General features: G+C 72.4%; 19 protein-coding genes and 1 pseudogene. 4 read left to right on the top strand and 16 right to left on the bottom strand.

Translation table 11 applies throughout. From position 1 onward, the window contains the following. The 5 genes and pseudogenes from E1293_RS23715 to E1293_RS23695 form a co-directional block, all read right to left on the bottom strand. Nucleotides 1–102: pseudogene (locus tag E1293_RS23715) on the bottom strand (IS481 family transposase); the annotation flags it as partial. Nucleotides 103–333: 231 nt separating this feature from the next. Next, a complete protein-coding gene (gene ilvC, locus E1293_RS23710; RefSeq protein WP_132199650.1) occupies nucleotides 334–1317 on the bottom strand; it encodes a ketol-acid reductoisomerase in 984 nt (327 codons plus the stop codon). Between the two features lie 42 nt (nucleotides 1318–1359). Then, nucleotides 1360–1884: an acetolactate synthase small subunit gene (ilvN, locus tag E1293_RS23705; RefSeq protein ID WP_132199649.1), complete on the bottom strand. Its 525-nt coding sequence runs from the start codon at nucleotides 1882–1884 to the stop codon at nucleotides 1360–1362. Between the two features lie 5 nt (nucleotides 1885–1889). After that, nucleotides 1890–3638, bottom strand: a complete 1749-nt coding sequence (locus E1293_RS23700) for an acetolactate synthase large subunit (RefSeq protein WP_132199648.1) — start codon at nucleotides 3636–3638, stop codon at nucleotides 1890–1892. Between the two features lie 234 nt (nucleotides 3639–3872). Continuing rightward, nucleotides 3873–6701 (bottom strand): putative bifunctional diguanylate cyclase/phosphodiesterase, encoded by a 2829-nt coding sequence (locus E1293_RS23695; RefSeq protein WP_132199647.1) that lies wholly within the window; start codon nucleotides 6699–6701, stop codon nucleotides 3873–3875. 411 nt (nucleotides 6702–7112) lie between these two features. On the opposite strand from E1293_RS23695, the gene E1293_RS23690 reads away from it, so the two are divergent. Beyond that, a complete protein-coding gene (locus E1293_RS23690) occupies nucleotides 7113–8195 on the top strand; it encodes a PQQ-dependent sugar dehydrogenase (protein ID WP_132199646.1) in 1083 nt (360 codons plus the stop codon). Between the two features lie 3 nt (nucleotides 8196–8198). Here the strand turns inward: E1293_RS23690 and gatB are convergent, their stop codons facing one another. The 9 genes from gatB to mnmA form a co-directional block, all read right to left on the bottom strand. Beyond that, on the bottom strand, nucleotides 8199–9683 hold the full coding sequence (gene gatB, locus E1293_RS23685; RefSeq protein ID WP_132199645.1) for an Asp-tRNA(Asn)/Glu-tRNA(Gln) amidotransferase subunit GatB: 1485 nt from the start codon (nucleotides 9681–9683) through the stop codon (nucleotides 8199–8201). An 80-nt stretch (nucleotides 9684–9763) separates the two neighbouring features. Then, a complete protein-coding gene (gene gatA / locus E1293_RS23680; RefSeq protein ID WP_132199652.1) occupies nucleotides 9764–11242 on the bottom strand; it encodes an Asp-tRNA(Asn)/Glu-tRNA(Gln) amidotransferase subunit GatA in 1479 nt (492 codons plus the stop codon). Nucleotides 11243–11341: 99 nt separating this feature from the next. Next, nucleotides 11342–11641, bottom strand: a complete 300-nt coding sequence (gene gatC, locus E1293_RS23675) for an Asp-tRNA(Asn)/Glu-tRNA(Gln) amidotransferase subunit GatC (protein ID WP_132199644.1) — start codon at nucleotides 11639–11641, stop codon at nucleotides 11342–11344. Nucleotides 11642–11862: 221 nt separating this feature from the next. Beyond that, nucleotides 11863–12171 (bottom strand): hypothetical protein, encoded by a 309-nt coding sequence (locus tag E1293_RS23670; RefSeq protein WP_132199643.1) that lies wholly within the window; start codon nucleotides 12169–12171, stop codon nucleotides 11863–11865. Nucleotides 12172–12402: 231 nt separating this feature from the next. After that, nucleotides 12403–14520: a putative bifunctional diguanylate cyclase/phosphodiesterase gene (locus tag E1293_RS23665; RefSeq protein WP_132199642.1), complete on the bottom strand. Its 2118-nt coding sequence runs from the start codon at nucleotides 14518–14520 to the stop codon at nucleotides 12403–12405. Nucleotides 14521–14778: 258 nt separating this feature from the next. Continuing rightward, nucleotides 14779–16947, bottom strand: coding sequence for an NAD-dependent DNA ligase LigA (ligA, locus tag E1293_RS23660; RefSeq protein ID WP_132199641.1), 2169 nt, complete (start codon nucleotides 16945–16947; stop codon nucleotides 14779–14781). A 51-nt stretch (nucleotides 16948–16998) separates the two neighbouring features. After that, the gene (locus E1293_RS23655) at nucleotides 16999–18042 is read right to left on the bottom strand and encodes a methionine synthase (protein WP_132199640.1); all 1044 of its coding nucleotides are present in this window, start codon (nucleotides 18040–18042) and stop codon (nucleotides 16999–17001) included. Nucleotides 18043–18067: 25 nt separating this feature from the next. Next, complete coding sequence (locus E1293_RS23650) at nucleotides 18068–18862, bottom strand: LLM class F420-dependent oxidoreductase (protein ID WP_243716452.1); 795 nt, start codon at nucleotides 18860–18862, stop codon at nucleotides 18068–18070. 101 nt (nucleotides 18863–18963) lie between these two features. Then, nucleotides 18964–20040: a tRNA 2-thiouridine(34) synthase MnmA gene (gene mnmA, locus E1293_RS23645; RefSeq protein WP_132199638.1), complete on the bottom strand. Its 1077-nt coding sequence runs from the start codon at nucleotides 20038–20040 to the stop codon at nucleotides 18964–18966. Between the two features lie 68 nt (nucleotides 20041–20108). On the opposite strand from mnmA, the gene E1293_RS23640 reads away from it, so the two are divergent. Next, nucleotides 20109–21197, top strand: coding sequence for a DUF695 domain-containing protein (locus tag E1293_RS23640; RefSeq protein ID WP_132199637.1), 1089 nt, complete (start codon nucleotides 20109–20111; stop codon nucleotides 21195–21197). On the opposite strand, the gene E1293_RS23635 is transcribed toward E1293_RS23640, so the two are convergent. After that, nucleotides 21185–22009 carry a DUF1206 domain-containing protein gene (locus tag E1293_RS23635; RefSeq protein ID WP_243716450.1) on the bottom strand — a complete coding sequence of 275 codons (825 nt, stop codon included), beginning with the start codon at nucleotides 22007–22009 and terminating at the stop codon, nucleotides 21185–21187. The genes E1293_RS23640 and E1293_RS23635 overlap by 13 nt on opposite strands. 55 nt (nucleotides 22010–22064) lie before the next feature. Further along, nucleotides 22065–23240, bottom strand: coding sequence for a cysteine desulfurase family protein (locus E1293_RS23630; RefSeq protein ID WP_132199651.1), 1176 nt, complete (start codon nucleotides 23238–23240; stop codon nucleotides 22065–22067). A gap of 142 nt (nucleotides 23241–23382) precedes the next feature. Between E1293_RS23630 and E1293_RS23625 the strand changes: the two genes are divergently transcribed. Together E1293_RS23625 and E1293_RS23620 are read left to right on the top strand one after the other, a co-directional pair. After that, on the top strand, nucleotides 23383–23916 hold the full coding sequence (locus tag E1293_RS23625) for a TetR/AcrR family transcriptional regulator (protein ID WP_132199635.1): 534 nt from the start codon (nucleotides 23383–23385) through the stop codon (nucleotides 23914–23916). A gap of 130 nt (nucleotides 23917–24046) precedes the next feature. Then, a complete protein-coding gene (locus tag E1293_RS23620) occupies nucleotides 24047–25279 on the top strand; it encodes an MFS transporter (RefSeq protein ID WP_132199634.1) in 1233 nt (410 codons plus the stop codon). Nucleotides 25280–25433: the final 154 nt, after the last annotated feature.

The raw sequence follows: 25433 nt of genomic DNA, 5'->3' as shown, positions 1-25433 counted from the left end.
CAGCTCGGCCGCGACGTGCGCGACCGGCCGGCCGTCCTGCACGACACGGCGAACCAGCAGGCATCTGCCGTGGAATGTCAGACGGGCGTTAGCGTGACTCACTGAGACCTCCGGGTGCTGGTGAAGCGTGCAAACTCCACTACGCCCGGAGGTCTTCTTGCTGATCAAACACCTACCGGTCAGGTGTCACCAAGATCATGGCCAAGTACATCTAGCGCCCGGAGGTCGCACGACCCGCCGGGCGGGAGGCCGTTCCCGAGACGCGAAGCGGATCGGGAACGGCCTCCCGCCCGTGACGGGGGGTTCCAGGGGGGTCGCTACCCCTGGGCAAATTCAGTCGTTGAGCCAGCTCATCATGGGGCGCAGTTCGGCGCCCGTCTTCTCGATGGGGTGCTCGGCCAGGTCCTCGCGGTACTGGCCGAACTGCTTCTGGCCGCCCTCGAACTCGTCCACCAGCTCCTTGGCGTACTGCCCGGACTGGATCTCGCCGAGGATCTTCTTCATCGCGGCCTTGGTCTCCGGCGTGATCACGCGCGGGCCGCGGCTGTAGCCGCCGTACTCGGCGTTGTCGGACACCGACCAGTACATCTTGGAGATGCCGCCCTCGTACATGAGGTCGACGATCAGCTTCATCTCGTGCAGGACCTCGAAGTAGGCCACCTCCGGCTGGTAGCCGGCCTCGGTGAGCACCTCGAACCCGGTCTTGATCAGCTCGGAGACGCCGCCGCACAGCACGGACTGCTCGCCGAACAGGTCGGTCTCGGTCTCCTCGGTGAAGGTGGTCTTGATGCCGCCCGCGCGCAGGCCGCCGATGGCCTTGGCGTAGGACAGGGCCAGCGGCCAGGCGTTGCCGGACGGGTCCTTCTCCACGGCCACGATCACCGGCACGCCGCGCCCGGCGACGAACTGGCGGCGGACGAGGTGCCCCGGGCCCTTCGGCGCGACCATCGCCACGTCCACGCCCTCCGGCGGCTGGACGAGGTCGTATCGGATGCTGAAGCCGTGCCCGAAGAACAGCGCGTCGCCCTCGACGAGCGCCGGCTTGATGTCCTTCTCGAAGATCTCCCGGTGGTGGTGGTCGGGGGCCAGCAGCATGATGAGGTCGGCCTCCTCGGCCGCCTCGGCCGGGGTGACCACGCGCAGGCCCTCGGCCTCGGCCAGCTCCCGGCTGGCCGACCCCTCGCGGAGCCCGACCCGCACGTCGACGCCCGAGTCGCGCAGGGAGAGGGCGTGCGCGTGCCCCTGGCTGCCGTAGCCGATGACCGCCACGTGCCGGCCCTGGATCACGCTCAGGTCGGCGGCGTCGTCGTAGAACATCTCAGCCACAGTGCTGCTGCCTTTCGTCGTTGATAGATGTGTTCACGCGCTGCGCTCGATGGCCCGCAGCGAGCGGTCGGTGATGGAGCGGGCGCCGCGGCCGACGGCCACCATGCCCGACTGCACCAGCTCCTTGATGCCGAACGGCTCCAGGACCTTGATGAACGCGTCCAGCTTGTCGCGGTTGCCGGTGGCCTCGATGGTGACGGCGTCGGGCGCGACGTCCACCACCTTGGCACGGAACAGCGTGACGGTCTCCAGGACCTGCGAGCGCGTCTCGGCGTCGGCGCGCACCTTGACCAGCACGAGCTCGCGCTGGACGGACGCCGAGGGGTCCAGCTCGACGATCTTCAGCACGTTGATCAGCTTGTTGAGCTGCTTGGTGACCTGTTCGAGGGGCAGGTCGGCGACGTTCACCACGATCGTCATCCGGGAGATCTCCGGGTGCTCGGTGACGCCGACCGCGAGGGACTCGATGTTGAAGCCGCGGCGGGAGAACAGCGCCGCGACCCTTGCCAGGATGCCGGGCTTGTTCTCCACCAGCACCGAGAGGGTGTGCAGGCTCATCGGGGTCAGTCTCCGTTCTCCCAGTCGGGCGCCATGTCCCTGGCGATCTTGATGTCGTCGTTGGTGGTGCCGGCCGCGACCATCGGCCAGACCATGGCGTCCTGGTGCACGACGAAGTCGATCACGACGGGCGCGTCGTTGATCTCCATGGCCTTGGCGATGACCTCGTCGACGTCCTCGGCCTTCTCGCAGCGCAGGCCGACGCAACCGTACGCTTCGGCGAGCTTCACGAAGTCGGGAATCCGCTTCGCGGACTGGAGGCTCGTGTTGGAGTAGCGCCCCTCGTAGAAGAGGGTCTGCCACTGCCGGACCATGCCGAGGTTGCCGTTGTTGATCACGGCGATCTTGACCGGGATGCCCTCGATCGCGCACGTCGCGAGCTCCTGGTTGGTCATCTGGAAGCAGCCGTCGCCGTCGATCGCCCAGACCGTGGTGTCGGCCGCGCCGACCTTGGCGCCCATCGCGGCGGGGACGGCGTAGCCCATCGTCCCGGCGCCGCCGGAGTTCAGGAACGCGCCCGGCCGCTCGTACTTGATGAACTGCGCGGCCCACATCTGGTGCTGGCCGACGCCCGCGACGTAGTAGGCGTCCGGCCCGGCGATCCGCCCGATCCGCTCGATGACGTACTGCGGGGACAGCGACCCGTCGCCCGGGGTGTCGTAGCCCAGCGGGTAGGTGTCGCGCCAGGCGTTGAGCTGCCGCCACCAGTCGGTGTAGTCGCCCTTGCGGCCGGCCTCGTGCTCGTTCTGGACGGCGACGATCAGGTCGGCGATGACCTCCCGGGCGTCCCCGACGATCGGGACGTCGGCGTGCCGGTTCTTGGAGATCTCCGCCGGGTCGATGTCGGCGTGCACGACCTTGGCGTGCGACGCGAAGCCGTCCAGCTTGCCGGTGACCCGGTCGTCGAACCGGGCGCCGAGGGTGACCAGCAGGTCGGCGCGCTGCAGCGCGCCGACCGCGCCGACGCCGCCGTGCATGCCCGGCATGCCCATGTGCAGCGGGTGGCTGTCGGGCAGCGCGCCCTTGGCCATCAGCGTGGTGACGACGGGTGCGCCGGTCAGCTCGGCGAGCACCTTCAGCTCCGCGGACGCGCCCGCCTTCAGCACGCCGCCGCCGACGTACAGCACCGGCCGCTCGGAGCCCACGATCAGCCGGGCCGCCTCGCGGACCTGCTTGGAGTGCGGCCGGGTGACGGGCCGGTACCCGGGGAGCTGCAGCGCGACGGGCCACTCGAAGCCGACCGTGGACTGCAGCGCGTCCTTGGCGATGTCGACCAGGACCGGGCCGGGCCGGCCGGTGCCCGCGATGTGGAACGCCTCGGCGATCGTGCGGGCGATGTCCCCGGCCTTGGTGACCAGGAAGTTGTGCTTGGTGATCGGCATCGTGATGCCGGCGATGTCGGCCTCCTGGAAGCCGTCCGTCCCGATGAGGGAGGACGCGACCTGGCCGGTGATCGCCACGATCGGCACCGAGTCCATGTAGGCGTCGGAGATCGCGGTGACGAGGTTGGTCGCGCCGGGCCCGCTGGTGGCCATGCAGACCCCCACCTTGCCGGTCACCATCGCGTAGCCCTGGGCGGCGTGGCCGGCGCCCTGCTCGTGCCGGACGAGGATGTGGCGCAGCTTCGCGGAGTCGAACAGCGGGTCGTACGCCGGGAGGATCGCGCCACCCGGAATGCCGAACACGGTGTCGACGCCGACGTTCTCCAGGGCGCGGACCAGCGCCTGGGCTCCCGTCATCTGTTCGGTCGTCATTTCTGCGGTTCCTTGGGGAGTGAGTCTTGGCTCGCCGGGCAACAAAAAACCCCCGCCGCCGTGAGGCGGTCGAGGGGAGGCGCGCAGGACGGAAAGCTTGGTCAGCCTGCGCGCCGACCAAGTACTACGAGGATGGTGGAGGTGCTCTGCACGAGCCCACTTTCGCCGATGTCCGCCCCCCGGTCAAATCCTTGGACGCTTTGTCTCAGATTTTAAGACGCCGGGTGGTGCCGGTCACCCCGGGAGGGGCAGGGCGACGTCGCCCGGACGGTCCTGCTCGGCGAGGTTCCGCCGCACCAGCGACTCGACCCGCCGCGCCTCCATCGGGCGCGCCACGAGGAAGCCCTGGCCGCGCGGGCAGCCCATCTCGCGCAGCAGCTCCAGCTGCTCGGGCCGCTCGATGCCCTCCGCGACCACGGTCAGCCCGAGGTCGCTGCCGAGCCGCACGATCGTCCGGGTGAGCAGCGTGCGGGTCTCGTCCGAGCCGAGGCCCGCCACGAACGACGGGTCGATCTTGAGGATGTCGACCGGGAGCTGGCCGAGGTAGGCGAGCGAGGCGTACCCGGTGCCGAAGTCGTCGATGGCGAGCCGCACACCGAGGTCGCGCAGCTCGGACAGGCGTTCCACGTTCTGGCCGGCGTCCTCGACGAGGACCTCCTCGCGCACCTCCAGGGTGAGCGCCTGCGGCGGCAGCCCGGTCTCGGCGAGGGCCGCCGCGACCGACTCCACGAACCGGGGCGCGGCGATCTGCCGGGCGGTGAAGTTGACCGACAGGCCGATGTCCCACGAGTCGCCGCGCCACCGGGCGACCTCCCGGCACGCCTCCCGCAGCACCCAGTCGCCGAGCGGGATCATCAGGCCGGACTCCTCCGCCGGGCCGATGAACTCCTCCGGCGGCACCGCCTCGCTCCCCCGCCACCAGCGCAGCAGCGCCTCCACCCCGGTCACCCGGGACGTGCCGAGGTCGACGACCGGCTGGAACTCGACGGAGAACTGCTCCTCGGCGAGCGCGGCCTGCAGGTCGCTGCCGAGCTCCAGCCGCCGGACGACGTCGGCGTGCATGTGCGGCGCGTACACCTCGACCCGGCCGCCGCCCGCCTCCTTCGCGCGGGCCATCGCCAGGTCGCCGTTGCGCAGCAGGTCGGCGGCGGTGCGGCGGAGCCTGCGGCCCGCGTCGGCGGCGGCGCCGGCCGGCTGCTCGGCGTCCCCGGCGAACGCGATGCCGACACTCGCCGTCAAAACGATGTGCTTGTTGCCGACCTGGTAAGGGTCGACCGAAAGTACGCGCAGGAGCCGTCCCGCAAGCTCGACTGTGGCGCGCGTCTCACCGTCGTCCGGCGGCAGCTGGACCAGGACGCAGAACTCGTCGCCGCCCCACCGCGCCACCGTGTCGTCGGACTGGACGTTCGCGCGCAGCCGCCGGGCCGCCTGGGCGAGCACCTGGTCGCCGGCCGCGTGCCCGTCGGAGTCGTTCACCGCGGTGAACCCGTCCAGGTCGACGAACACGACCGCGGCCCTGCCGCCGGACTCCTGCCGCGACAGCACCTCCCGGGTGCGCTCCTCGAAGTAGGACCGGTTCGGCAGGCCCGTCAGCCCGTCGTGGAACGTCAGGTGGGCGACCTGCCGCTGCAGCGCCGCCTGCTCGCTCAGGTCGCGGGTCGTGACCAGCAGCCGGGCGGGCGTCCCGTCCGAGGCGCTGTACCGGGAGATCGTCGACTCGGTGGGCAGCCACGTCCCGTCGGCCGCGCGGACCCGGCACGACACGCGCAGCGCGTCCAGCGGCCCGACGTCGTCGGACGGCTCCTCCAGGAACTCGGTGAACACCTGCTGGACGCGCGGCAGGTCCTCCGGGTGGACGAGCTCGTTCAGCGGGCGGCCGAGCAGCTCGTCGGGCGTGTAGTGGTAGGTCCGCAGCGCGCCCGCGCTGGCGTACCGGACGGTGGCGTCCAGGTCGCAGATGAGCACCGCGTCGTTGATGCTCTCCGACAGCGCCCGGAAGTGCTCCTCGCCGGTGTCCACGGCCCGGCGCAGCGCGTCGTTCTCGCGCAGCAGCCCGGCGAGCCGCCCGATCAGCACCAGCGCCGCCGAGCCCGCGGCGATCGAGATGCCGGGCTCCAGGCCGTTGCGCCCGGTGAGCGAGTGGCCCGCGATGAACAGCGCCGCCGCGGCGGCGACCGCGGCGGGCGCGATGCCGGGGCCGATCATGCGGCCGCACTCCTCGGTGCGGGCCGCGACGTCCTCGGGGATGTCGTCGACGGGCAGCTCCGGCCCGGCGGCCGGGCCCGTCCACGGCACCAGCAGCAGGAGCAGCAGCCCGGCGAGCCGCAGGATGTCGGACGGGTCGTCGGCCGCCCCGCCGCCGTCCAGCCGGACGAACGTGGACACGATGTCGGCGACCGCGATGGCGGTCAGCGCGCCGTACCCCATCCAGGCGAGCCGGCGGTGGCCGCGCGCGGCGCCGAGGACGAACGGCAGTGAGCCGCAGACGAACACGATGTCGATCAGCGGGTACAGCAGCTCCAGCAGGAACTCGGGCGGCGACTCCCCCGACCGGTGGTAGAGGGTGCCGAACAGCGCGACCCAGCCGAGCACGAACAGCGCGCAGGCGCAGACGTAGGTGTCGGCGGCGTAGCGCAGCCACGTGCCGGTGTCGCGGGGCAGCCTGATCGGGACGACGAGCCCGGTGACCAGCGCGACCACGGCGAACAGGTAGAACAGATCGGGGACCGACAGCGACAGCGCGCTGCGGCCGCTGCCATCGGAGAGGGCGCTGCCGACCGCGCCGGCGAACCAGGACGCGGCGGCGATCCCGTACCAGCGCCAGGACGCCCGCCAGATCCCGCCGGGGGCGCCGGCCGTGTCCGCCTTGACGCCGTCCGGCCGCCGGGACGACAGCAGCAGGGAGATCGCGGCGGCGCCCGCGGCGCCCGCCTCGGCCCACGCGATGAAGGCGCTGCCGCCCCAGCCGAGCAGCGAGCCGGTGGCGTACAGCACACCGACGATCGCGGCCACGGCGACGGGCAGCGCACGCGGCGACACCCGCCTGGCGTAGTCGCCGCTCATCGCGCCGTGTCCCTTCCAGCCCCGGTGGAGCGAAATCGGTCCCTGCAGACGCCGCGCCCGCGGCAGGGGAGAGAGTCGGGTCCACGACCTTCACCGCATGGATAACGGCCGGAAGGTCACGGATCGTGCCCCGCGCAGGATCGGCGCGGTCCGGTGGCGAGCACGCCGGCTCCACCTGCCGAAGATCAGCGACACTGCTGCACTACGGGATCACCGTGTCGCTCACTGTACGTTCGGTAGGTCACGGACCGATTGAGGCTCTGCGTCCTCCCGGCGACGAACGACCGCCTCGGCGAACGGTTTGGGACGTCCGAAAGCCAAACCTGCCCGAATCGGCGGCATGCCCGGGATTACGCTCGGTGACGGGGAACGGCGGGCCGCCGGGAACCGTACTACCTACGGGAGGCGCTCATGCGACAGCACGCCATCGTTCTCGTTTCGGCCGCCGTACTGCTGGCGGCCTGCTCGTCGTCCGGCGGGGACGGCGGGGCCGGTACACCGGCGCCGGCCGCCGGCACCCCGTCCGGCACGGCGAAGCCGGGCGGCCCGCGCACCGTCGCCACCGGCATGCGGGTTCCATGGGCGGTCGCGTTCCTCCCCGGCGGCGACGCCCTGGTGACCGAACGCGACACCGCCCACCTGATGCGCGTGTCGCCGTCCGGGAAGAAGACGACCGTCGGCACGGTGCCGGGCGTGGAACCCGCCGGCGAAGGCGGGCTGCTCGGCGTCGCGGTGTCCCCGTCCTACTCCACCGACCACCTGGTCTACCTGTACTTCACGGCCGCGTCCGACAACCGTGTCGTCCGCGCCACCTACGACGGGCGTCTCGGCACGCCGGAGCCGATCGTCACCGGCATCCCGAAGGGCCCGAACCACGACGGCGGGCGGCTGGAGTTCGGCCCCGACAAGATGCTGTACATCACCACCGGCGAGACCGGGGACGGCCCGGTCGCGCAGGACAAGAACTCCCTCGGCGGCAAGATCCTCCGCGTCACACCCGACGGCAAGCCGGCGCCCGGCAACCCGTTCGGCAACCGCGTCTGGACGTACGGCCACCGCAACGTCCAGGGCCTCGCCTGGGACGCCAAGGGCCGCCTCTACGCCACCGAGTTCGGGCAGAACCGCTTCGACGAGATCAACCTGATCCAGAAGGGCAAGAACTACGGCTGGCCCGAGGTCGAGGGCGACGAGGACGGCGACGGCTTCACCAAGCCGCTGCTGACCTGGACGACCGACGAGGCGTCCCCGTCCGGCCTCGCCTACGCGGGCGGCTCCCTGTGGGCCGCCGCCCTGGGCGGCGAACGCCTCTGGGAGATCCCGCTCGACAACGGCAGGACCGGCCGCCCCGTCGCCCACTACCAGAACGACTACGGCCGCCTGCGAGCCGCCGTCACGGCCCCCGACGGCTCCCTATGGATCACCACCAGCAACCGCGACGGCCGCGGCGACCCGACCCAGGACGACGACCGCATCCTCGACGTCCCCGTCCGCTGACGGTCAGGACGCGCCGAGCTTCTCCAGGATCAGCTCGCGCGCCCGGCCGGCGTCGGCCTGCCCGCGGGTCGCCTTCATCACGGCGCCCACGAGGGCACCGGCCGCGGCGACCTTCCCGGCGCGGATCTTGTCGGCGACGTCCGGGTTGCCCGCGATCACCTCGTCGATGACCGACGACAGCTCGCCCTCGTCGCTGACGATCTTGAGCCCCCGCTTCGCGACGACCTCGTCCGGCGTGCCCTCGCCCGCGAGGACACCCTCGAACACCTTCCGCGCCAGCTTGTCGTTCAGCTCGCCGGCCGTGAGCATCGCCTGCACCCGGGCGACCTGCTCCGGCGTGATCGGCAGGTCGGCCAGCTCGACGCCCTGCTCGGTCGCGCGCCGCGACAGCTCGTTCATCCACCACTTGCGCGCCGCGCCGGCGTCGGTGCCCTGAATAATCGTCGCCTCGATGAGGTCGACGGCGCCGGCGTTGACGACGTCCCGCAGCTCCAGGTCGGACAGGCCCCACTCCCCCTGGATGCGGCCGCGCCGCGCGGCCGGCAACTCCGGCAGCGTCCCCCGCAGCTCCTCCACCCACTCCCGCGACGGCGCCATCGGCACCAGGTCGGGCTCGGGGAAGTACCGGTAGTCCTGCGCCTCCTCCTTGCTGCGCCCGCTCGTGGTGCGGCCGTCCTCCTCGTGGAAGTGGCGCGTCTCCTGGACCACGCGCCCGCCGCCGTCCAGCACCCCGGCCTGCCGCTCGATCTCCGACCGGACGGCCCGCTCCACCGACCGCAGCGAGTTGACGTTCTTCGTCTCCGTCCGGGTGCCCCACTCCTGAGCCCCGCGCGGCATGAGCGACACGTTCACGTCGCAGCGCATCGAGCCCTGCTCCATGCGCACGTCCGACACCCCGAGCGACCGGACCAGCTCCCGCAGCTCCGTCGCGTACGCCCGCGCCACCAGCGGCGCCCGGTCGCCGGTCGCCGGAATCGGCTTCGTGACGATCTCCACCAGCGGGATGCCCGCCCGGTTGTAGTCGACCAGCGAGTACTCGGCGCCCTGGATCCGCCCGGTCGTCCCGCCGACGTGCAGCGACTTGCCGGTGTCCTCCTCCATGTGGACGCGCTCGATCTCGATCCGGTACGTCTCGCCCTCGACCTCGATGTCCAGGTGCCCGTCCACGCAGAGCGGCTCGTCGTACTGCGAGATCTGGTAGTTCTTCGGCATGTCCGGATAGAAGTAGTTCTTCCGGGCGAACCGGCACCACTCCACGATGTCGCAGTTCAGCGCGAGCCCGATCTTGATGATCCCCTCGATCGCCGACCGGTTCGTGACCGGCAGCGACCCCGGCAGCCCGAGGCACACCGGGCACACCTGCGTGTTCGGCTCGGCCCCGAACCCCGTCGGGCACCCGCAGAACATCTTCGACGCCGTACCCAGCTCGATGTGCGTCTCGATCCCGAGCACCGGCTCGAACCTGGCCAGCGCCTCGTCATACTTCATCGGCGTTTCCACGCTCACAGGTAATGCAGTCCTTTCAACGCTTCCACGGTCCTGTCGCACCGGCGCCGTTCCGTGGTCGGCTAGAGGGCCGGGGCCTTGGCCAGCAGGGGGCCGCCCCAGCGGTCTTCGAGGGCCCGCTCGACGGCGGCGCCGACGCGGTAGACGCGGTCGTCGCCGAGGACGGGGGCCATGATCTGCAGGCCGACCGGCAGGCCGTCGGACAGGCCGCACGGCACCGAGATCGCGGCGTTGCCGGTGAGGTTCGCCGGGATCGTGCACAGGTCGGCGAGGTACATCGCGATCGGGTCGTCGGCGCGCTCGCCGATCGGGAACGCGGTGGTCGGCGTGGTCGGCGAGACGAGGACGTCCACCTGCTCGAACGCGGCCTCGAAGTCGCGCTTGATCAGGGTGCGGACCTGCTGCGCCTTGCCGTAGTAGGCGTCGTAGTAGCCCGAGGAGAGCGCGTACGTGCCGAGCATGATGCGGCGCTTCACCTCGGGGCCGAAGCCCTCGGCGCGGGTCAGCGCCATGACCTCCTCGGCGCTGCGGGTGCCGTCGTCGCCGACGCGCAGGCCGTACCGCATCGCGTCGAAGCGGGCCAGGTTGGACGAGCACTCCGACGGCGCGATCAGGTAGTAGGCGGGGAGCGCGTAGGTGAAGTGCGGGCAGGACACTTCGACGACCTTCGCGCCGAGTGACTCGAGGAGTTCGACCGCCTCGTCGAAGCGGGCCGAGACGCCCGGGTCGTAGCCGTCGCCGGCGAACTCCTTCACGACGCCGATGCGCAGGCCGTCGACGTCGGCGTGGCGCGCGGCCTCCACGACCGGCGGGACGGCCTCGGCGACGGAGGTCGAGTCCATCCGGTCGTGGCCGCTGAACGCCTCTTGCAGCAGCGCCGCGTCCAGGACGGTGCGGGCGAACGGGCCCGGCGTGTCGAGGGAGGACGCGAACGCGATCACGCCGTAGCGCGACGAGCCGCCGTAGGTGGGCTTCATGCCGACGATGCCGGTGACGGAGGCGGGCTGCCGGATGGAGCCCCCGGTGTCGGTGCCGGTGGACAGCGGCGCCTCGTAGGCGGCGACCGCCGCCGACGAGCCCCCGGACGAGCCGCCCGGGATCCGCTCCAGGTCCCACGGGTTGCGGGACGTGAAGTACGCGCTGTTCTCCGTGGACGAGCCCATCGCGAACTCGTCCATGTTCGTCTTGCCGAGGATCACCAGCCCGGCCTCGCGCAGCCGCGCGGTGATGGTCGCGTCGTACGGCGGACGCCACCCTTCGAGGATCTTGGACCCGGCGGTCGTCGGCATGTCCGTGGTGGTGAACACGTCCTTGTGCGCGACGGGGACGCCGGCCAGCGGGCCGAGCCTCTCCCCCGCGGCGCGCCGCTCGTCCACCGTGCGGGCCTGCGCCAGCGTCGTCTCGCGGTCGACGTGCAGGAACGCGTTGACCTGGCCGTCCACCGCCGCGATGCGGTCCAGGTGCGCCTCGGCCACCTCGGCGGCCGACACCTCACCGGCGGAGAGCAGCTCTCCCAGCTCCGCCGCCGTCTTCCTGACCAGCTCCGCAGTGTCCTTCTGGGGGGACGACCCCCCAGACCCCCCGGCACGTGCCGCCTGACCGGTGCCTTCCACTCCGCTGCGCTCCGTTCCAGTCACCGGTCAGGCCTCCTCGTCCAGGATCCGCGGTACGCGGAAGCGCTGCCCCTCGGTGGCCGGCGCGGCGGCGAGGGCCTGCTCGGGCGTGAGGCACTCGCGCGCCTCGTCCGTCCGGTAGACGTTGGTCAGCGGCAGGGCGTGCGAGGTCGGCGGGATGTCCTCCGCCGCGACCTCCTGCACCCGCGCGACCGCGGAGATGATCTGGTCGAGCTGGGCGGCGAGATGGTCGAGCTCATCGTCGCCGAGCGCCAGCCGGGACAGCCGGGCGAGATGCGAAACCTCGTCACGGGTGATGGCGGACATGAGAGAAACCGTTCCTGCGATGAAGTGGGTTCCCCGCCATCCTATGGGCCGCACCCTCACCGACCGACCGGTTTACAGGGGGGTGTCTCTGGCAGTGCGATCACTGGCATCGCATCCGGCTCGCCTTGCAGCTCGATGCGCGATCGCGACGATTGAGGTTGTTGCGTGGTCGCGGTGGCGGCTGGGGTCGTCGCGTCCGCGAAGAGCGCCGCCACTACTTGCTAGTGCTGCGGCGGGTACTGGGGCGGCACGGCGCCGTGGTGAGGATAGGGCTCGGCCTGGGGTGGGACGAGGCCCTGCTGTTGCTGGTAGGGGGACGCCGTCGGCTTCGGCGGTTCGGGCTTCATGCCCGCCAGCGCGGCCGCGGCGATGACCGCGCACGACAGCATGACGAAGCCGCACCCGATCGTCCCGGCGAGGTCCGACGCCTTGAAGTCCTCCGTGGTCACGTAGTCCATGATCCCGAAGAACATGACCGCCATGCCCAGTAAGCCGAGGCTGAGGATCACTCCACGCGCGGCGTTGTTCATGACCCGGGATGGTAGCGCCCGTCCAAACCGGGCGTAAGGCGATGCGTCAGAAACAGCACACAAGCCGGGCGCCCCGTGTCGCAACGACCTCCGCCACCGCCGCAACCACGCAACAACCCAAGGAATCGCGATCGCGTCCGAAGGCAGGGCCGAGCGAAGCGAGACCCTGATCGCGCAGCGAGCCGCCAGGCGAGCCGGAGCGATGCAGCGATCGCACGCGGTTCTGTCGGTTCAGGCGGTGCCGGGGGCCTGGACCGACGGCAACGCGAATGAATACGAACGGAGCCAGTCGGTGGCGGACTTGGCGTCCATGGGGCGGCCGAAGTGCCAGCCTTGGGCGGCGTCGCAGCCCATCTGGCGGAGGGCCTCGGCGGTGGCGGGGTCTTCGACGCCCTCGGCGACCGAGCGGAGGCCGAGGGTGCGGACGAGGTCGACGATGGAGCGGACGATGACGGCGTCGTCGGGGGACTCGGCGATCCGCTGCACGAACGAGGCGTCGATCTTGATCTCCTCGACGGGGAGGCGCTTGAGCCGGACGAGGGAGGAGTAGCCGGTGCCGAAGTCGTCCAGGCTGAGCGGGATGCCGAGGTCGGCCAGGGCGGCGACGGTCTCGGACGCGTAGGCGGGCTCGTTCATCAGGATGCGCTCGGTGATCTCCAGCTGGAGCGCGGCGGCGGGCAGGCCGCGGGCGAGCAGGCCCTCCTCGATGGTCTCGGTGAGGCCGGTGTCGAGCAGGTCGCGGCCGGAGGCGTTCACCGCGACCTGGATGGCCAGGTCCTCGCGCCACCAGGCGGCGGTCTGCGCGAGCGCGGCCTCCACGACGTAGTGGGTGATCGAGCGCATCAGGTAGGTCTGCTCGGCGACCGACAGGAACGCGTCGGGTTCGAGGACGCCCTGGTCGGGGTGGCGCCAGCGGAGCAGGGCCTCCATGCCGACGAGGTGGCCGTCGCGCAGCGAGACCTTCGGCTGGTAGAAGAGTTCGAGTTCGGAGCGGTCGAGGGCGCGGCGCAGGTCGCCGAGCATGCTGAGCCGGGCCGGGGAGTTGCGGTCCTTGGTGGGCGAGTAGATCTCGACGCCGGACCGGGCCTCCTTGGCGTTGTACATGGCGACGTCGGCGCGCTGCAGGAGCAGTTCGAAGTCGGGCGCGTGGTCGGGGAACAGCGCGATGCCGACGCTGCCCTCCAGGTCGAACGACATGCCGTCCAGCCGGACGGGTTCGCTGAGCGCGGCGCGGAGGCGGGCGGCGACCTCGCGGGCGGCGGCCTCGTCCCGGACGGTGGGCAGCAGCACCGCGAACTCGTCGCCGCCGAGCCGGGCGACGAGGTCGCCGGGGCGGACGCTGTGGGTGAGCCGGTGCGCGACGAGCTGCAGCAGCCGGTCGCCGGTGGGGTGCCCGAGGGTGTCGTTGACCTCCTTGAACCGGTCGAGGTCGAGGAGGAACAGCCCGGCGCGGTGGTGCGGCGGGTCGGTCGTCTTGCGGAGGCCGAGGCCGGCCGCGCGGGGACGGCGGCGGCGGTCGGCGCCGCGCGCCTCGGCGAGCGCTTCCTCGGTGCGGACGATCAGCAGCTTGCGGTTCGGCAGCCCGGTCAGCCCGTCGTGCAGGGCCTGGTGCTCGCGCCGGACGGACACCGACGCGTTCAGGTAGACGGCGATGAACGGCAGGACGATGAGGGGCACGAAGACGGCCGACCGGTCCATCGCGACGACCATCAGCGGGGCCAGCCCGAGCAGCGCCAGGTGGACGAGGACCTGGTAGGCGAGGTCCCAGCGGAGCGCCTTGACCAGCGACACCCGGGCGTGCAGCGCGACGGCCGCGCCGACGAGCATGTCGTTGCAGACGAAGTAGACGGCGCCCGCGAGCGCGATGGCGGGCAGGTCGGTGCCGTGCGGCACCCACAGGCTGGACGGGGTGGCGAGGTCGCCGAAGAGCGCGAGGACGAGCTGGGCCGCGGCGAGGCTGAGGGTGTACTGGGCGGCGTTGAAGGCGATCCGGTGCGGGGCGCGGGAGCGGAAGATCCCGCAGGTGATCACGGCGACGACCTGCAGGGCGGCGGCGATCGGCAGCCCGGCGTACAGCAGCGCGGCGAAGGAGAAGGTGGTGGAGGTGGTGGCGCCGTTGTTCTCGGTGGAGCCGGGCGTGATGATCGGCCGCAGCTCGCCGAAGATGATGAAGCAGCCGAGGATCCAGAACACCGGCGTGCCGGCGAGCGCGTCGAGGTCGGGGCGGCTCAGCCCGGAGAACGCGGTGCCGCCGACGGCGACGCCGAGCAGGATGACGACGAGGAAGTAGATCCACAACGGGGAGCCGCGGCGTGGCGCCGTGTTCCGCGTGTTGTTCGGGTCCTTCATCACATCCTCGGGGGGATTCGGGGGGCCGTCCCCCGGCACCGGGACGTCCCCGACCTCGGGGGACGCCCCCCGGGTGTTACGTCCGGAGATTCAGGTGTGGGTCGTGATGAGAGGGAGAGTACGGCCTTTGGTCAACTTCGCGAAACCGATTGCGTACGTTCCGTTATGCCCATATCGCACCCACCCCTCACCGATGGGTAGTTGAAGTGTACCCCTCAGTAACGCAACCCTGGTCGGAACCCCCGCAACCACACCGTGTTAACCCTCGGCGCGCATAGTCACGTTTTTGGCCGCATCTGGCCCATCGGCCAGCAGGACGCGGAAGCCCTCCTCCGCCAGGACCGGCACGCCGAGCTTGACGGCCTTGTCGTACTTCGACCCGGGACTGTCGCCCACGACGACGAACCCGGTCTTCTTCGACACCGACCCCGACACCTTGCCGCCGAGCCGCTGCACCGCCTCGGTCGCCGAGTCGCGGCTGAACCCCTCCAGCGACCCGGTGATCACCACGCTGACGCCCTCCAGCGGACGCGGGCCGGCTGCGCCCTCGTCCTCCATCCGGACGCCGGCGGCCCGCCACTTGTCGACGACCTCCCGGTGCCAGTCGACGGCGAACCATTTCTTGATCGACGCGGCGATGGTCGGGCCCACGCCGTCGACCGCGGCCAGGTCCTCCTCGGTGGCGCCGGCGATCGCGTCCATCGAGCGCATCTCGCGGGCGAGGTCGCGCGCCGCGGACGGCCCCACGTGCCGGATCGACAGCGCCACCAGCACCCGCCAGAGCGGCTGCTCCTTCGCCTTCTCCAGCTCGTCGAACAGGATCTCGACCGTCTTCTTCGGCTCGCCCTCCTTGTTGGCGAAGAAGGAGACGGTCTTCTGCTCGCCGGTCTTCGGGTCGGTCTTGGCGGTGCCCGTCTTGGCGTCCAGCACGACGCTGCGGATCGGCAGGAGCCGGTCGACGGTCAGGTGGAACAGGTCGCCCTCGTTCTTGACCGGCGGGTCGGACGGCTCCAGCGGCTGCGTCAGCGCGGTCGCCGCGACGTATCCGAGCGCCTCGATGTCGAGCGCGTTGCGGCTCGCCACGAAGAACAGCCGCTCACGCAGCTGCCCGGGGCAGTACCGCGCGTTCGGGCACCGGATGTCGGCGTCGCCCTCCTTCTCGTACGCCAGCCCGGTGCCGCACTCGGGGCAGTGCGCGGGCATCTCGAACTCGCGCTCGGACCCGTCCCGCAGCGCGGTGACCGGCGCGACGATCTCCGGGATCACGTCGCCGGCCTTCCGCAGCACGACCGTGTCGCCGATCAGCACGCCCTTGCGCTTGACCTCGCCCCCGTTGTGCAGCGTCGCGCGGTCGACCGTCGACCCGGCGACCTTCACCGGCTCCATCACGCCGTACGGGGTGATGCGCCCGGTACGTCCCACGCCGACCTTGATGTCGAGGAGCTTGGTGTTGACCTCCTCCGGCGGGTACTTCCACGCGATGGCCCAGCGCGGCGCCCGGCTCGTCGATCCGAGCCGCCGCTGCAGCGAGAACTGGTCGACCTTCACGACGACCCCGTCGATCTCGTACGCGGTGCCGTGCCGGTTCTCGCCGTACTCGGCGATGTAGTCGCGGACCGCGTCCAGCCCGCCGACGACCTTGTAGCGGTCGCTGACCGGCAGCCCCCAGGCGCGCATCACCTCGTAGGCTCCGGACTGGCTCTCCGGCTGCGTGCCGCCCCGCCACGCGCCGAACCCGTGGACGAGCATGCCGAGCGGCCGGTGCGCGGTGACCCGCGGGTCCTTCTGCCGCAGCGACCCGGCGGCCGCGTTGCGCGGGTTGGCGAACGGGTCCTTGCCCGCCTCGACCTGCGCCGCGTTGACCTGCTCGAACCCCTCGACCGGCAGGAACACCTCGCCGCGGACCTCCAGCACGTCCGGCCAGCCGTCGCCCGCGAGCCGGTCGGGGACGTCGGCGATCGTCCGGATGTTGTTGGTGACGTCCTCACCGGTGCGGCCGTCGCCGCGGGTGACCCCGCGGACCAGCCGCCCCTTCTCGTACGTCAGCGCGATCGCCAGCCCGTCGATCTTCAGCTCGCACAGGTAGCCGGCGACCTTGCCCGCCTCCTTGACGACCCGCTCGTCCCACGCGAGCAGCTCGTCCGCGCTCATCGCGTTGTCGAGGCTCTGCATCCGCTCCAGGTGCTGGACGGTCGCGAAGTCGGTGACGATCGGCGCGCCGACCTTCTGCGTCGGCGAGTCGGGCGTGACCAGCTCAGGATGCCGCTCCTCCAGCTCGCGGATCTCCCGCATCCGCTGGTCGTAGTCGGCGTCGGTGAGCGTCGGCTGGTCGAGGACGTAGTACCGGTAGTTGGCGTCTTCGAGCCGCTCGCTCAGCTCCAGGTGCCGCTGCCGTGCCTCGGTGGGAACGCCGTCGCTCATGGTCATGCCCCCATTGTCGCCAACACGTCCGACAATACGGCCACCGGCACACCCTGCTCAGTCGGCCGCTTCGTAAAGCATCCGGGCCGTGTCGCGGCAGCGTTTCAGGGCCTCCCGGACGTACCGCGGCGAGGCCCCGGCCATCCCGCACGCCGGGGTGATCACGACCTGTTCCGCCAGCTGCGCGGCCGGGAAACCGAACCGCCGCCACAACCCCTGCACCGGGTCACCGGTCTCCTGGAGGGACGGCAGGACGGTGTCGGTCGCGGGCACCGCCCCGAGGAACAGGGCCGTCCCCGCGTCGATCGTCTCCCCCACCGCGTCGTCGTCGCGCTCCGGGACCAGCCGCAGGTCGACCGAGATCGCCTTCGCGCCCGCGCCGCGCAGCAGCCCGTACGGGACGTTCCGGGCGCAGCAGTGCACGACGGTGTAGGCGCCGGCCGTCTCGATCACCGTGCGCAGCGTGTCCTCGGCGACGGGCTCCTCGACGGCGCGCAGCCGCGAGAACCCGCTGGCGGTCGGGACCGTCCCGGCCAGCGCGGCGGGCAGGCCGGGCTCGTCCAGCTGCAGGACGATCTCCGCCGCCGGCAGCCGCCGCCGCACGTCGGCGACGTGCGCGGCGACGCCCTCCGCGAGCGAGGCGGCCAGGTCGCGGACGGCGCCCGGGTCCTTCAGCGCCCGGTCGCCGTGCCGCAGTTCGATCGACGCGGCCAGCGTCCACGGCCCGCACACCTGGATCTTGAACGGCCCGTCGTGGCCGCCCGCGACCTCCTCCAGGACGTCGAGGTCGCGGGCGAGGTGGTCGCGGGAGCGGAGCGTGTCGCGGCCCGGACGGTCGGAGAACCGCCACCCGGACGGTTCCAGGTGCACCGGCATGTCGACCAGCAGCCCTGCCGTCCGCCCGGCGATGTCGGCGCCGGGGCCACGCGCGGGCAGCTCGGGCAGGTGCGGCATCTCGGGCAGCTCACCGAGGACGACCCGCAGCGCCTCGGCGGGATCGTCCCCCGGATACGAGCCGATGCCGGTCGCCGCGCCCGCATGCCAGGGGTACCTCGGCTCTTTCGGGGGTCTGGGGGTGGTCCCCCAGGGGCGACTCGTCACACCGCAGACCCTATCGGCGCTGTGATCACAGGAGCGCGGCGAGCCGGTCCAGGTCGCGGAGCGTGTCGTCCTCCGGCTCGGTCTTCAGGTTGAACAGCACCTCGTCGACGCCCGCGGCCTCCAGGTCGGCGACGACCTCGCCCTTGGCGGGGACGGCGAACACCGTCACCGGGAGGCGGCGGCCCGCCCGCTCGCGCAGCTCGGCGATCTGCCCGGCCAGCTCCCCGGCGCCGCGCCCGTAGATCGGCATCCAGCCGTCGCCGAACTCCACGACCCGGTCGAACGTCGTCGGGCCCGCCCCGCCGATCAGCACGGGAGGATGCGGGTCCTGGACGGGCTTCGGGTAGGAGAACACCGGGTCGAAGTCGACGAACTCCCCGTGGAACTCGGCCTCGTCCTTCGTCCACAGCTCCTTGACGGCCAGTACCCGCTCGCGGAGGAGCCGCATCCTGGTCACGGGGTCGGTGCCGTGGTTGCGCATCTCCTCCCGGTTCCAGCCCGCGCCGACGCCGAGCGCGGCCCGTCCGCCGGAGACCAGGTCGAGGGACGCGACCTCATTGGCCAGCAGGATCGGATCCCGCTGGACGACCAGCGCGATGCCCGTGCCGACGCGCAGCCGCTCGGTGGCGACCGCCGCGGCGGTCAGCGCCACGAACGGGTCGAGCGTCCGGTAGTAGTGCCGGGGCAGCTCGGCCCCGCCCGGCCACGGCGACTCCCGCTTCACCGGGATGTGGGTGTGCTCGGCCAGGAACAGCGACCCGAACCCGCGCTCCTCCAGCGCCCGCCCGAGCGCCGCCGGCCCGATCCCGTCATCCGTCACAAAGGTCGAAACACCGAACTTCACAGCACGCCTCCCAGAATTCGCCTAAGAGACCTTAAGCCGCCCGCGACCGCCCGCATTCCCAGGACGGCCGGCGTGCGTCAGGCGGGGACTCGGGTCGTGTCGGCGATCGTCGACGAGGCCAGAACGCGGTCGCCCTGGTAGAGGACGGCGGCCTGGCCGGTCGCCACGCCGCGGGCCGGGGTGGCGAGGCGGATGCGCAGCTCGCCGTCCACCTGCTCGGCCGTGCAGTCGTAGACCTCGCCGTGCGCGCGGAGCTGGACCTGGCAGCCGAACGGGCCGTCCGGGGCCTCGCCCAGCCACACCGGGCGCTCGCCGGTGATCTCCTGGACGTCCAGCGACTCGCGCGGCCCCACGGTCACCGTGTTGGTCACCGGGGAGATGTCGAGGACGTAGCGGGGCCGCCCGTCCGGCGCGGGGGTGCCGAGCCGCAGGCCCTTGCGCTGGCCGATCGTGTAGGCGTAGGCGCCGTCGTGCTCGCCGACCTCGTTGCCGTCGGCGTCGACGATGGGGCCGGGCGCCGAGCCGAGCCGCTCGGCGAGGAAGCCGCGCGTGTCGCCGTCGGCGATGAAGCAGATGTCGTGGCTGTCGGGCTTGTCGGCGACCTGGAGGCCGCGCCGCTCCGCCTCGCGCCGGATGTCGGCCTTGGACGTGTCGCCGAGCGGGAACAGCGCGTGCGCGAGCTGCTCGGGCGTGCACACGGCCAGCACGTACGACTGGTCCTTGCCCTCGTCGACGCCGCGCCGCAGGACGCCGCCGTCCAGCTGGGCGTAGTGCCCGGTGCAGACGGCGTCGAAGCCGAGCGCCATCCCCCGGTCCAGCAGCGCCGCGAACTTGATCTTCTCGTTGCAGCGCAGGCACGGGTTCGGGGTGCGGCCGGCCGCGTACTCGCTGACGAAGTCCTCCACCACGTCGTGGTGGAAGCGCTCGGCGAGGTCCCACACGTAGAACGGGATGCCGATCACGTCGGCGGCGCGGCGCGCGTCCCGGGAGTCCTCCAGGGTGCAGCAGCCGCGCGCCCCCGTCCGGTACGACTGGGGGTTGCTGGACAGGGCCATGTGGACGCCGGTGACGTCGTGCCCGGCCTCGGCGGCGCGGGCCGCGGCCACGGCGGAGTCGACGCCGCCGGACATGGCGGCGAGTACACGCAAGGTCATAGTGCCTTCGAGCGTACGCGGCGTGGCCCGGTCGGCCGACCGTATTTCCGCGTACGATTGGGGCCGCTATGGGAATCTTCCGCCGCCCGCGCGAGGCGTCCGCCGCCGCGCCGCCCGCCATCAGCGAGTTCTGGGAGTGGTGGGCGCAGGCCCGCCCGACGATCGAGGCCTCGCTGGCCGCCGGGCCCGACCCGGCCGAGGGCTCCGAGCCCGCCGAACCCGCCGTGCCCGGCGAGGGGCTGTCGGCGGACGCGATCGAGGAGCTGTCCCGCCGCGTCCGCAAGATCCATCCCGGGCTGCTGTGGGAGATCGGCGGCGCCGACGCCCCGTCGCTGACCGTGACCGGCGGCGGCGACCCCGAACTGCGCGGCCTCACCGAGCGCTGGGTCCGCTCCGCGCCGTCCCGCGGCGCGGCCGGCGGCTGGACCTTCCACCCGGCCCGCCAGGCCGACCCGGAGATGCTCGCCCAGGACCTCGTCCTCGGCGACCACGAGTTCGACCTGGAGTACGTCCGGCTCGGCATGCGCGCCGACGCCGACCGCGCCCGCGTGCACATCAGCGCCTACCACCCCGACTTCCTCTTCGTCTCCGAGGAGCAGCAGCTCCAGGTCGCGCTGAACGTCCTGCACTGGGCGCTCGGCGAGGACGACGTGGCCCGCTGGGTCGGCGAGGTCACGATCGCGACGGACGCGCCGATCGACGCGCTACCGCCGTCGATGCTCGCCTCGGTCGTCGAGCAGATCGCCGAGCCGTTCGCCGAGCCCGCCTGGCTGACCGGCGAGGGCCGCACCCCGCGCGGCCATCCGGCCCGCCTCGGCGCCCGGTTCCCGCTGCACCGCCAGGACTACCCGCTCTGCGACCTGCACGTGGCGATCAGCGTCCCGTACGCCAACAGCAACCCCGACCGGCTGCCCGTCGAGCCGTCGTCGGGCGCGCTGCGCGCCTTCGAGAAGAAGCTCGCCAAGCTCGGCGACCGCGCGGTCCTCGCCGTCCGGGAGACCGGTGACGGCCTGCGCGTCTTCCACCTCTACGCCGACCCCGACTCCGGCGTCATCTCCGAACTCGACCAGCTCGCCGCCGGCTGGGCGGAGGGCAAGGCGAAGGTGGCCTCCACCGCCGACCCCGGCTGGAAGGCCCTCGCCCCCTACCAGCCCTGACGGGTGGCGTCGACCTTGCGGTAGCGGGCCTCGCAGAAGCTGTAGAGGCCGAACGTCAGCACACCGAAGGCCACCGCCGCGAGGCCCCAGGCACCGGCGGGAGTGGCGGCGAACTCGCGGAGGGCGCCGTCAAGGCCCTGGGCCTTCTGCGGCTGGAAGGTGACGGCCGCGTAGGCGAGGAAGGCTCCGACGGCCGCGCCGACCAGGCCGCGGGCGGTGTTGCCGACGATCGCGAGGGGCTGGACGAGGCGGTGCGTGACGCGGCCCATCCGCGCGGTCTCCAGCTCGTCCAGGAACGCGCGGCGGGCGGCGTTCACGATCACGACGATCCCCCACACGACGAATCCGGCGGCGACGGCCAGGACGGCCCAGCGGCCGCCGGGTTCGGCCATCGCGCGGGCGGTGACGGCCTTGGACTGCTCGTCGCTCGACTTGCCGTGGTAGCCGAGGAGGAACGCCAGGGTCGCCGCGAAGCCGGCCGTGTAGACCACGGCGCGAGCGGCCGAGCCGAGGCGCTTGGCCGGACGGTCGCCGTCGCGCAGCGGGCGTCCGAACAGCACCTCGGAGTACTGCCACAGGGCGAGCGCGGCGAAGCCGGCCGCCATCAGGCAGAGGATGACCATGCCGCCCGGCTGGTCCGCGACGGCTTGCAGCGCGCCGGTGCGGTCGGCCTCGTGCCCGCCGCCGCCGAAGGCGACCTGGAGGGCGAGCCAGCCGATGAGCAGGTAGAGGAGGCCGCGCGCGACCAGTCCGACCCGGGACAGATGATGGAACCAGGGGTGCCCCGCCGCTTGTTTGAGCCGATCGCTCACGTCCGTCGCCACGGGCACGCTGTCCCCGTTCAAGGGACGGTCAAACCCGGACAGATCAGGTAAGACCCGCGCGGCGGGCGCGCTCCACGACCGGGCCGATCGCGTCGGCGAGGGCCTTCACGTCGGCCTCCGTGGTGGTGTGGCCGAGGGTGAAGCGCAGCGAGCCGCGGGCGCGTTCGGGGCTCGCGTCCATCGCGATCAGGACGTGGCTGGGCTGGGAGACCCCGGCCGAGCACGCGGAGCCGGTGGAGCAGGCGATGCCGCGCGCGTCCAGCAGCATGAGCAGGGCGTCGCCCTCGCAGCCGGGGAAGGAGAAGTGCGCGTTGCCGGGGAGCCGGTCGGCGGGGTCGCCGTTCAGGACCGCCTCCGGCACGGCGGCGCGGACGGCGCCGATCAGCCGGTCGCGCAGCTCGGTGAGGCGGCTCGTCTCGGCCTCGCGGCGGGCGACCGTGGCCTGGACGGCGGCGGCGAACCCCGCGATGGCGGGCGTGTCGAGCGTCCCGGACCGGACGTCGCGCTCCTGACCGCCGCCGTGCAGCAGCGGCACCGGGTCGAGGAACACCGGCGGCTTCGGCTTGGCCAGCAGGAGGGCGCCGACGCCGATGGGCCCGCCGAGCTTGTGGCCGGTGACGGTCAGGGCCTGCGCGCCGCTCGCCGCGAACCCGATGGGCAGCTGCGCGGCGGCCTGGACGGCGTCGGTGTGCAGCGGGACGCCGCGCTCGCGGGCGGCGTCGGCCAGGTCGGCGACGGGCTGGACGGTGCCGACCTCGTTGTTCGCCCACATCACGGTGGTGAGCGCCACGTCGTCGCCGGAGCCGAGCGCCTCGCGGAGCGCGTCCGGGGTGACGCGGCCCTGCTCGTCCACCGGGACGAGGTCGACCTTGGCCCCCTCGTGGTCGGCGAGCCACTGCACCGCGTCCAGGACGGCGTGGTGCTCGACGGCGCCCGCCAGCACGCGGACGCGGGACGGGTCGGCCGCCCGGCGCGCCCAGTAGATCCCCTTGACGGCGAGGTTGTCGGCCTCGGTGCCGCCGGAGGTGAACACGACCTCGCTCGGGCGGGCGCCGAACGCCTCGGCGATGATCTCGCGGGACTCCTCGACGACGCGGCGGGCGCGCCGGCCGACGGCGTGCAGCGAGGACGGGTTCCCGAGTTCGCGCAGCTCCGCCGTCATCGCCTCGACGGCCTCGGGCAGCATCGGGGTCGTCGCCGCATGGTCGAGGTAGGTCACCACGCGGACAACAGTATCCGCGCCCCCTCTGTTCCTTCCGGGCGCCCGGCGGTGGGCCGGAAACCGCCCGCGCCGCGGCGGAATAGGACGTGATGACCCGCGGTTGGCCTCTATACCGTCCAGCCGGTACAGTTGAGGGGTCATGAAGAAGGAAGCTCTCCTGGACGCCGCCGAGTCCGTGCTCTCCGAGCAGGGCACGCAGGCGCTGACGCTCACCGCGGTCGCCGAGCGCGCCGGCGTGAGCAAGGGAGGGCTGCTCTACCACTTCCCCACCAAGGAGGCGCTCGTCCGGGCGATGGTGGCGCGGGTCATCGAGGAGTTCGACGACCTGATCGCCTCCTACATCGACTCCTTCGGGGACGGCGCCCCGGGCGCCTACACCCGGGCGTACGTCGAGGCCACGTTCGAGATCCTCACCGGCGAGGCCCGCGCCTACCGGCGCTGGTCGGCCATCACGGCCGCCGCCGCCGACCCGGAGCAGGCCGAGCCGCTGAACGAGGCGATGCGGCGCTGGCACGGCCGCGACCCCGCGGACGACCCGGACCCGGGCACCGCGACGGTCGTCCGGCTGGCGGCCGAGGGCCTCTGGGAGGTGGTCAGCCATGACCCCGGGCTGTACGACGCCGGGCAGCTCGAAACGCTGAAACAGCGGCTGCTGAGCCTGCTGGAGCGATGACGCGGGGGCGCCTGGCGCGTCCCCCACCCGAAATTCCGGACGCTCCGGACCCCAAGGGGTTTGGAGCGTTCCATGACGTCCGTCACACGACCGGGGCGCGTGCTCCGCCGAGCCTGGAAAGAGGTGAACCATGCTGTTCCGTGCCCGTTCGGGGACGTTCCTGACCTTCGCACTGGCAGGCCTGCTGACCGGAGTGTGGGTGGCGCGCATGCCCGCGCTGGCCGGCAAGTTCGGGACGAACGAGGGCGAGATCGGCATCGTCGTCCTCGTCTGGGGGCTCGGGGCGATCGCGGCCATGCAGGCGCTGCGCGGCGTGCTGGCGCGCGCCGGGAGCCGCGGCGCGCTGCGGGTCGCGCTGCCGCTGACGGCGGTGTCCTACGTGGCGGTCGCGCTCGCGCCGAGCTACGGCGTGCTGCTCGCCGCCGTCGCGCTGTTCGGCATGACGTTCGGCATCACCGACATCGCGATGAACGCGCAGGGCAGCGTCGTCGAGCAGGCGTACCGCCGGCCGATCATGAGCGGCATGCACGCCGGCTGGTGCGTCGGCGCGATGAGCGGCGGCCTGTTCGGCGTCGTCACGGCGGCCGCCGGCTTCGGGTTCACCGAGACCGTGCTGACCGCGGCGCTGCTGTCGCTGCCCGCGGGCCTCGCGCTCGGCCGCACCTACCTGCCCGACCCCGTGGCGCCCGCCGCGGCCGGGACGGGACGCAAGGCGCGCCGGCTGCCCGCCGCCGTCTACCTCATCGGCGTCCTCGGCTTCATCGCGTTCATGACCGAGGGGTCGATCGCCGACTGGAGCGGGCTGCTCCTGCACGACGAGCTGGGCGCGACCGAGGCCGTCGCCGCCGCCGGCTACCCGGTGTTCGAGCTGGCGATGCTGCTCGGGCGGCTGGTCGGCGACCGCGTCCGGATGCGGGTCGGCACCCGCCGGCTGATGATCGGCGCGGGCCTCGGCACCGCGGCCGGGATGCTCGTCGTCGTCCTGGCGCCGGTGCCGCCGGTGGCGATCGCCGGGTTCTTCGTGACGGGCCTCGTGGTCTGCACGGTCGTCCCGACGACGATCTCGCTGGCCGGCGCCGCCGCCCCGGACCGTCCCGCCGCGGCGGTCGCCCAGGTCGGCGCGATGGGCTACGGCGGCCTGCTGCTCGGCCCGGTCGTGGTCGGCTTCCTCGCGGACGCCACCTCGCTGCGCGTGGGCGTCGGCACCGTCGTCGTCCTGGCCCTCCTCATCGCTGCCGGCGCCCGCTTCGTCCCCCTCCGCACCACCCCGGGCGTGGCCGCCAAGGCCGAGGCTCTGCCCGAAGCCGCGGCCACGTCACCCGCCGGCTCCGGCGACACCCACCCCGAACCCATCGCCGCCTGACCTCGTTCGCCCACGGCCCTCAGCCTCCGTTCCCGCCCGCCACGTCACGTCACGTCGATGGTCGGACGCGCGGCCGGAGGCCGAGGGCCGAACGGGCTTCTGGGGATAAGTCTCGTGATCGGGGCCGCGATCCGATATAACCCACCTCGGGGAT

Origin of the sequence: Actinomadura darangshiensis (assembly GCF_004349235.1) — a bacterium.
Taxonomy (GTDB): Bacteria; Actinomycetota; Actinomycetes; order Streptosporangiales; family Streptosporangiaceae; genus Spirillospora; species Spirillospora darangshiensis.
The sequence above is the reverse complement of the archived record's forward strand: the minus strand, read 5'-3'. Positions and strand labels throughout refer to the sequence as shown.

Coding starts and splice junctions, on each gene's coding strand:
- ilvC (WP_132199650.1), bottom strand. CDS start 1,317: ATGTTCTACGACGACGCCGCCGACCTGAGCGTGATCCAGGGCCGGCAC.
- ilvN (WP_132199649.1), bottom strand. CDS start 1,884: ATGAGCCTGCACACCCTCTCGGTGCTGGTGGAGAACAAGCCCGGCATC.
- E1293_RS23700 (WP_132199648.1), bottom strand. CDS start 3,638: ATGACGACCGAACAGATGACGGGAGCCCAGGCGCTGGTCCGCGCCCTG.
- E1293_RS23695 (WP_132199647.1), bottom strand. CDS start 6,701: ATGAGCGGCGACTACGCCAGGCGGGTGTCGCCGCGTGCGCTGCCCGTC.
- E1293_RS23690 (WP_132199646.1), top strand. CDS start 7,113: ATGCGACAGCACGCCATCGTTCTCGTTTCGGCCGCCGTACTGCTGGCG.
- gatB (WP_132199645.1), bottom strand. CDS start 9,683: ATGAAGTATGACGAGGCGCTGGCCAGGTTCGAGCCGGTGCTCGGGATC.
- gatC (WP_132199644.1), bottom strand. CDS start 11,641: ATGTCCGCCATCACCCGTGACGAGGTTTCGCATCTCGCCCGGCTGTCC.
- E1293_RS23670 (WP_132199643.1), bottom strand. CDS start 12,171: ATGAACAACGCCGCGCGTGGAGTGATCCTCAGCCTCGGCTTACTGGGC.
- E1293_RS23665 (WP_132199642.1), bottom strand. CDS start 14,520: ATGAAGGACCCGAACAACACGCGGAACACGGCGCCACGCCGCGGCTCC.
- ligA (WP_132199641.1), bottom strand. CDS start 16,947: ATGACCATGAGCGACGGCGTTCCCACCGAGGCACGGCAGCGGCACCTG.
- mnmA (WP_132199638.1), bottom strand. CDS start 20,040: ATGACCTTGCGTGTACTCGCCGCCATGTCCGGCGGCGTCGACTCCGCC.
- E1293_RS23640 (WP_132199637.1), top strand. CDS start 20,109: ATGGGAATCTTCCGCCGCCCGCGCGAGGCGTCCGCCGCCGCGCCGCCC.
- E1293_RS23625 (WP_132199635.1), top strand. CDS start 23,383: ATGAAGAAGGAAGCTCTCCTGGACGCCGCCGAGTCCGTGCTCTCCGAG.
- E1293_RS23620 (WP_132199634.1), top strand. CDS start 24,047: ATGCTGTTCCGTGCCCGTTCGGGGACGTTCCTGACCTTCGCACTGGCA.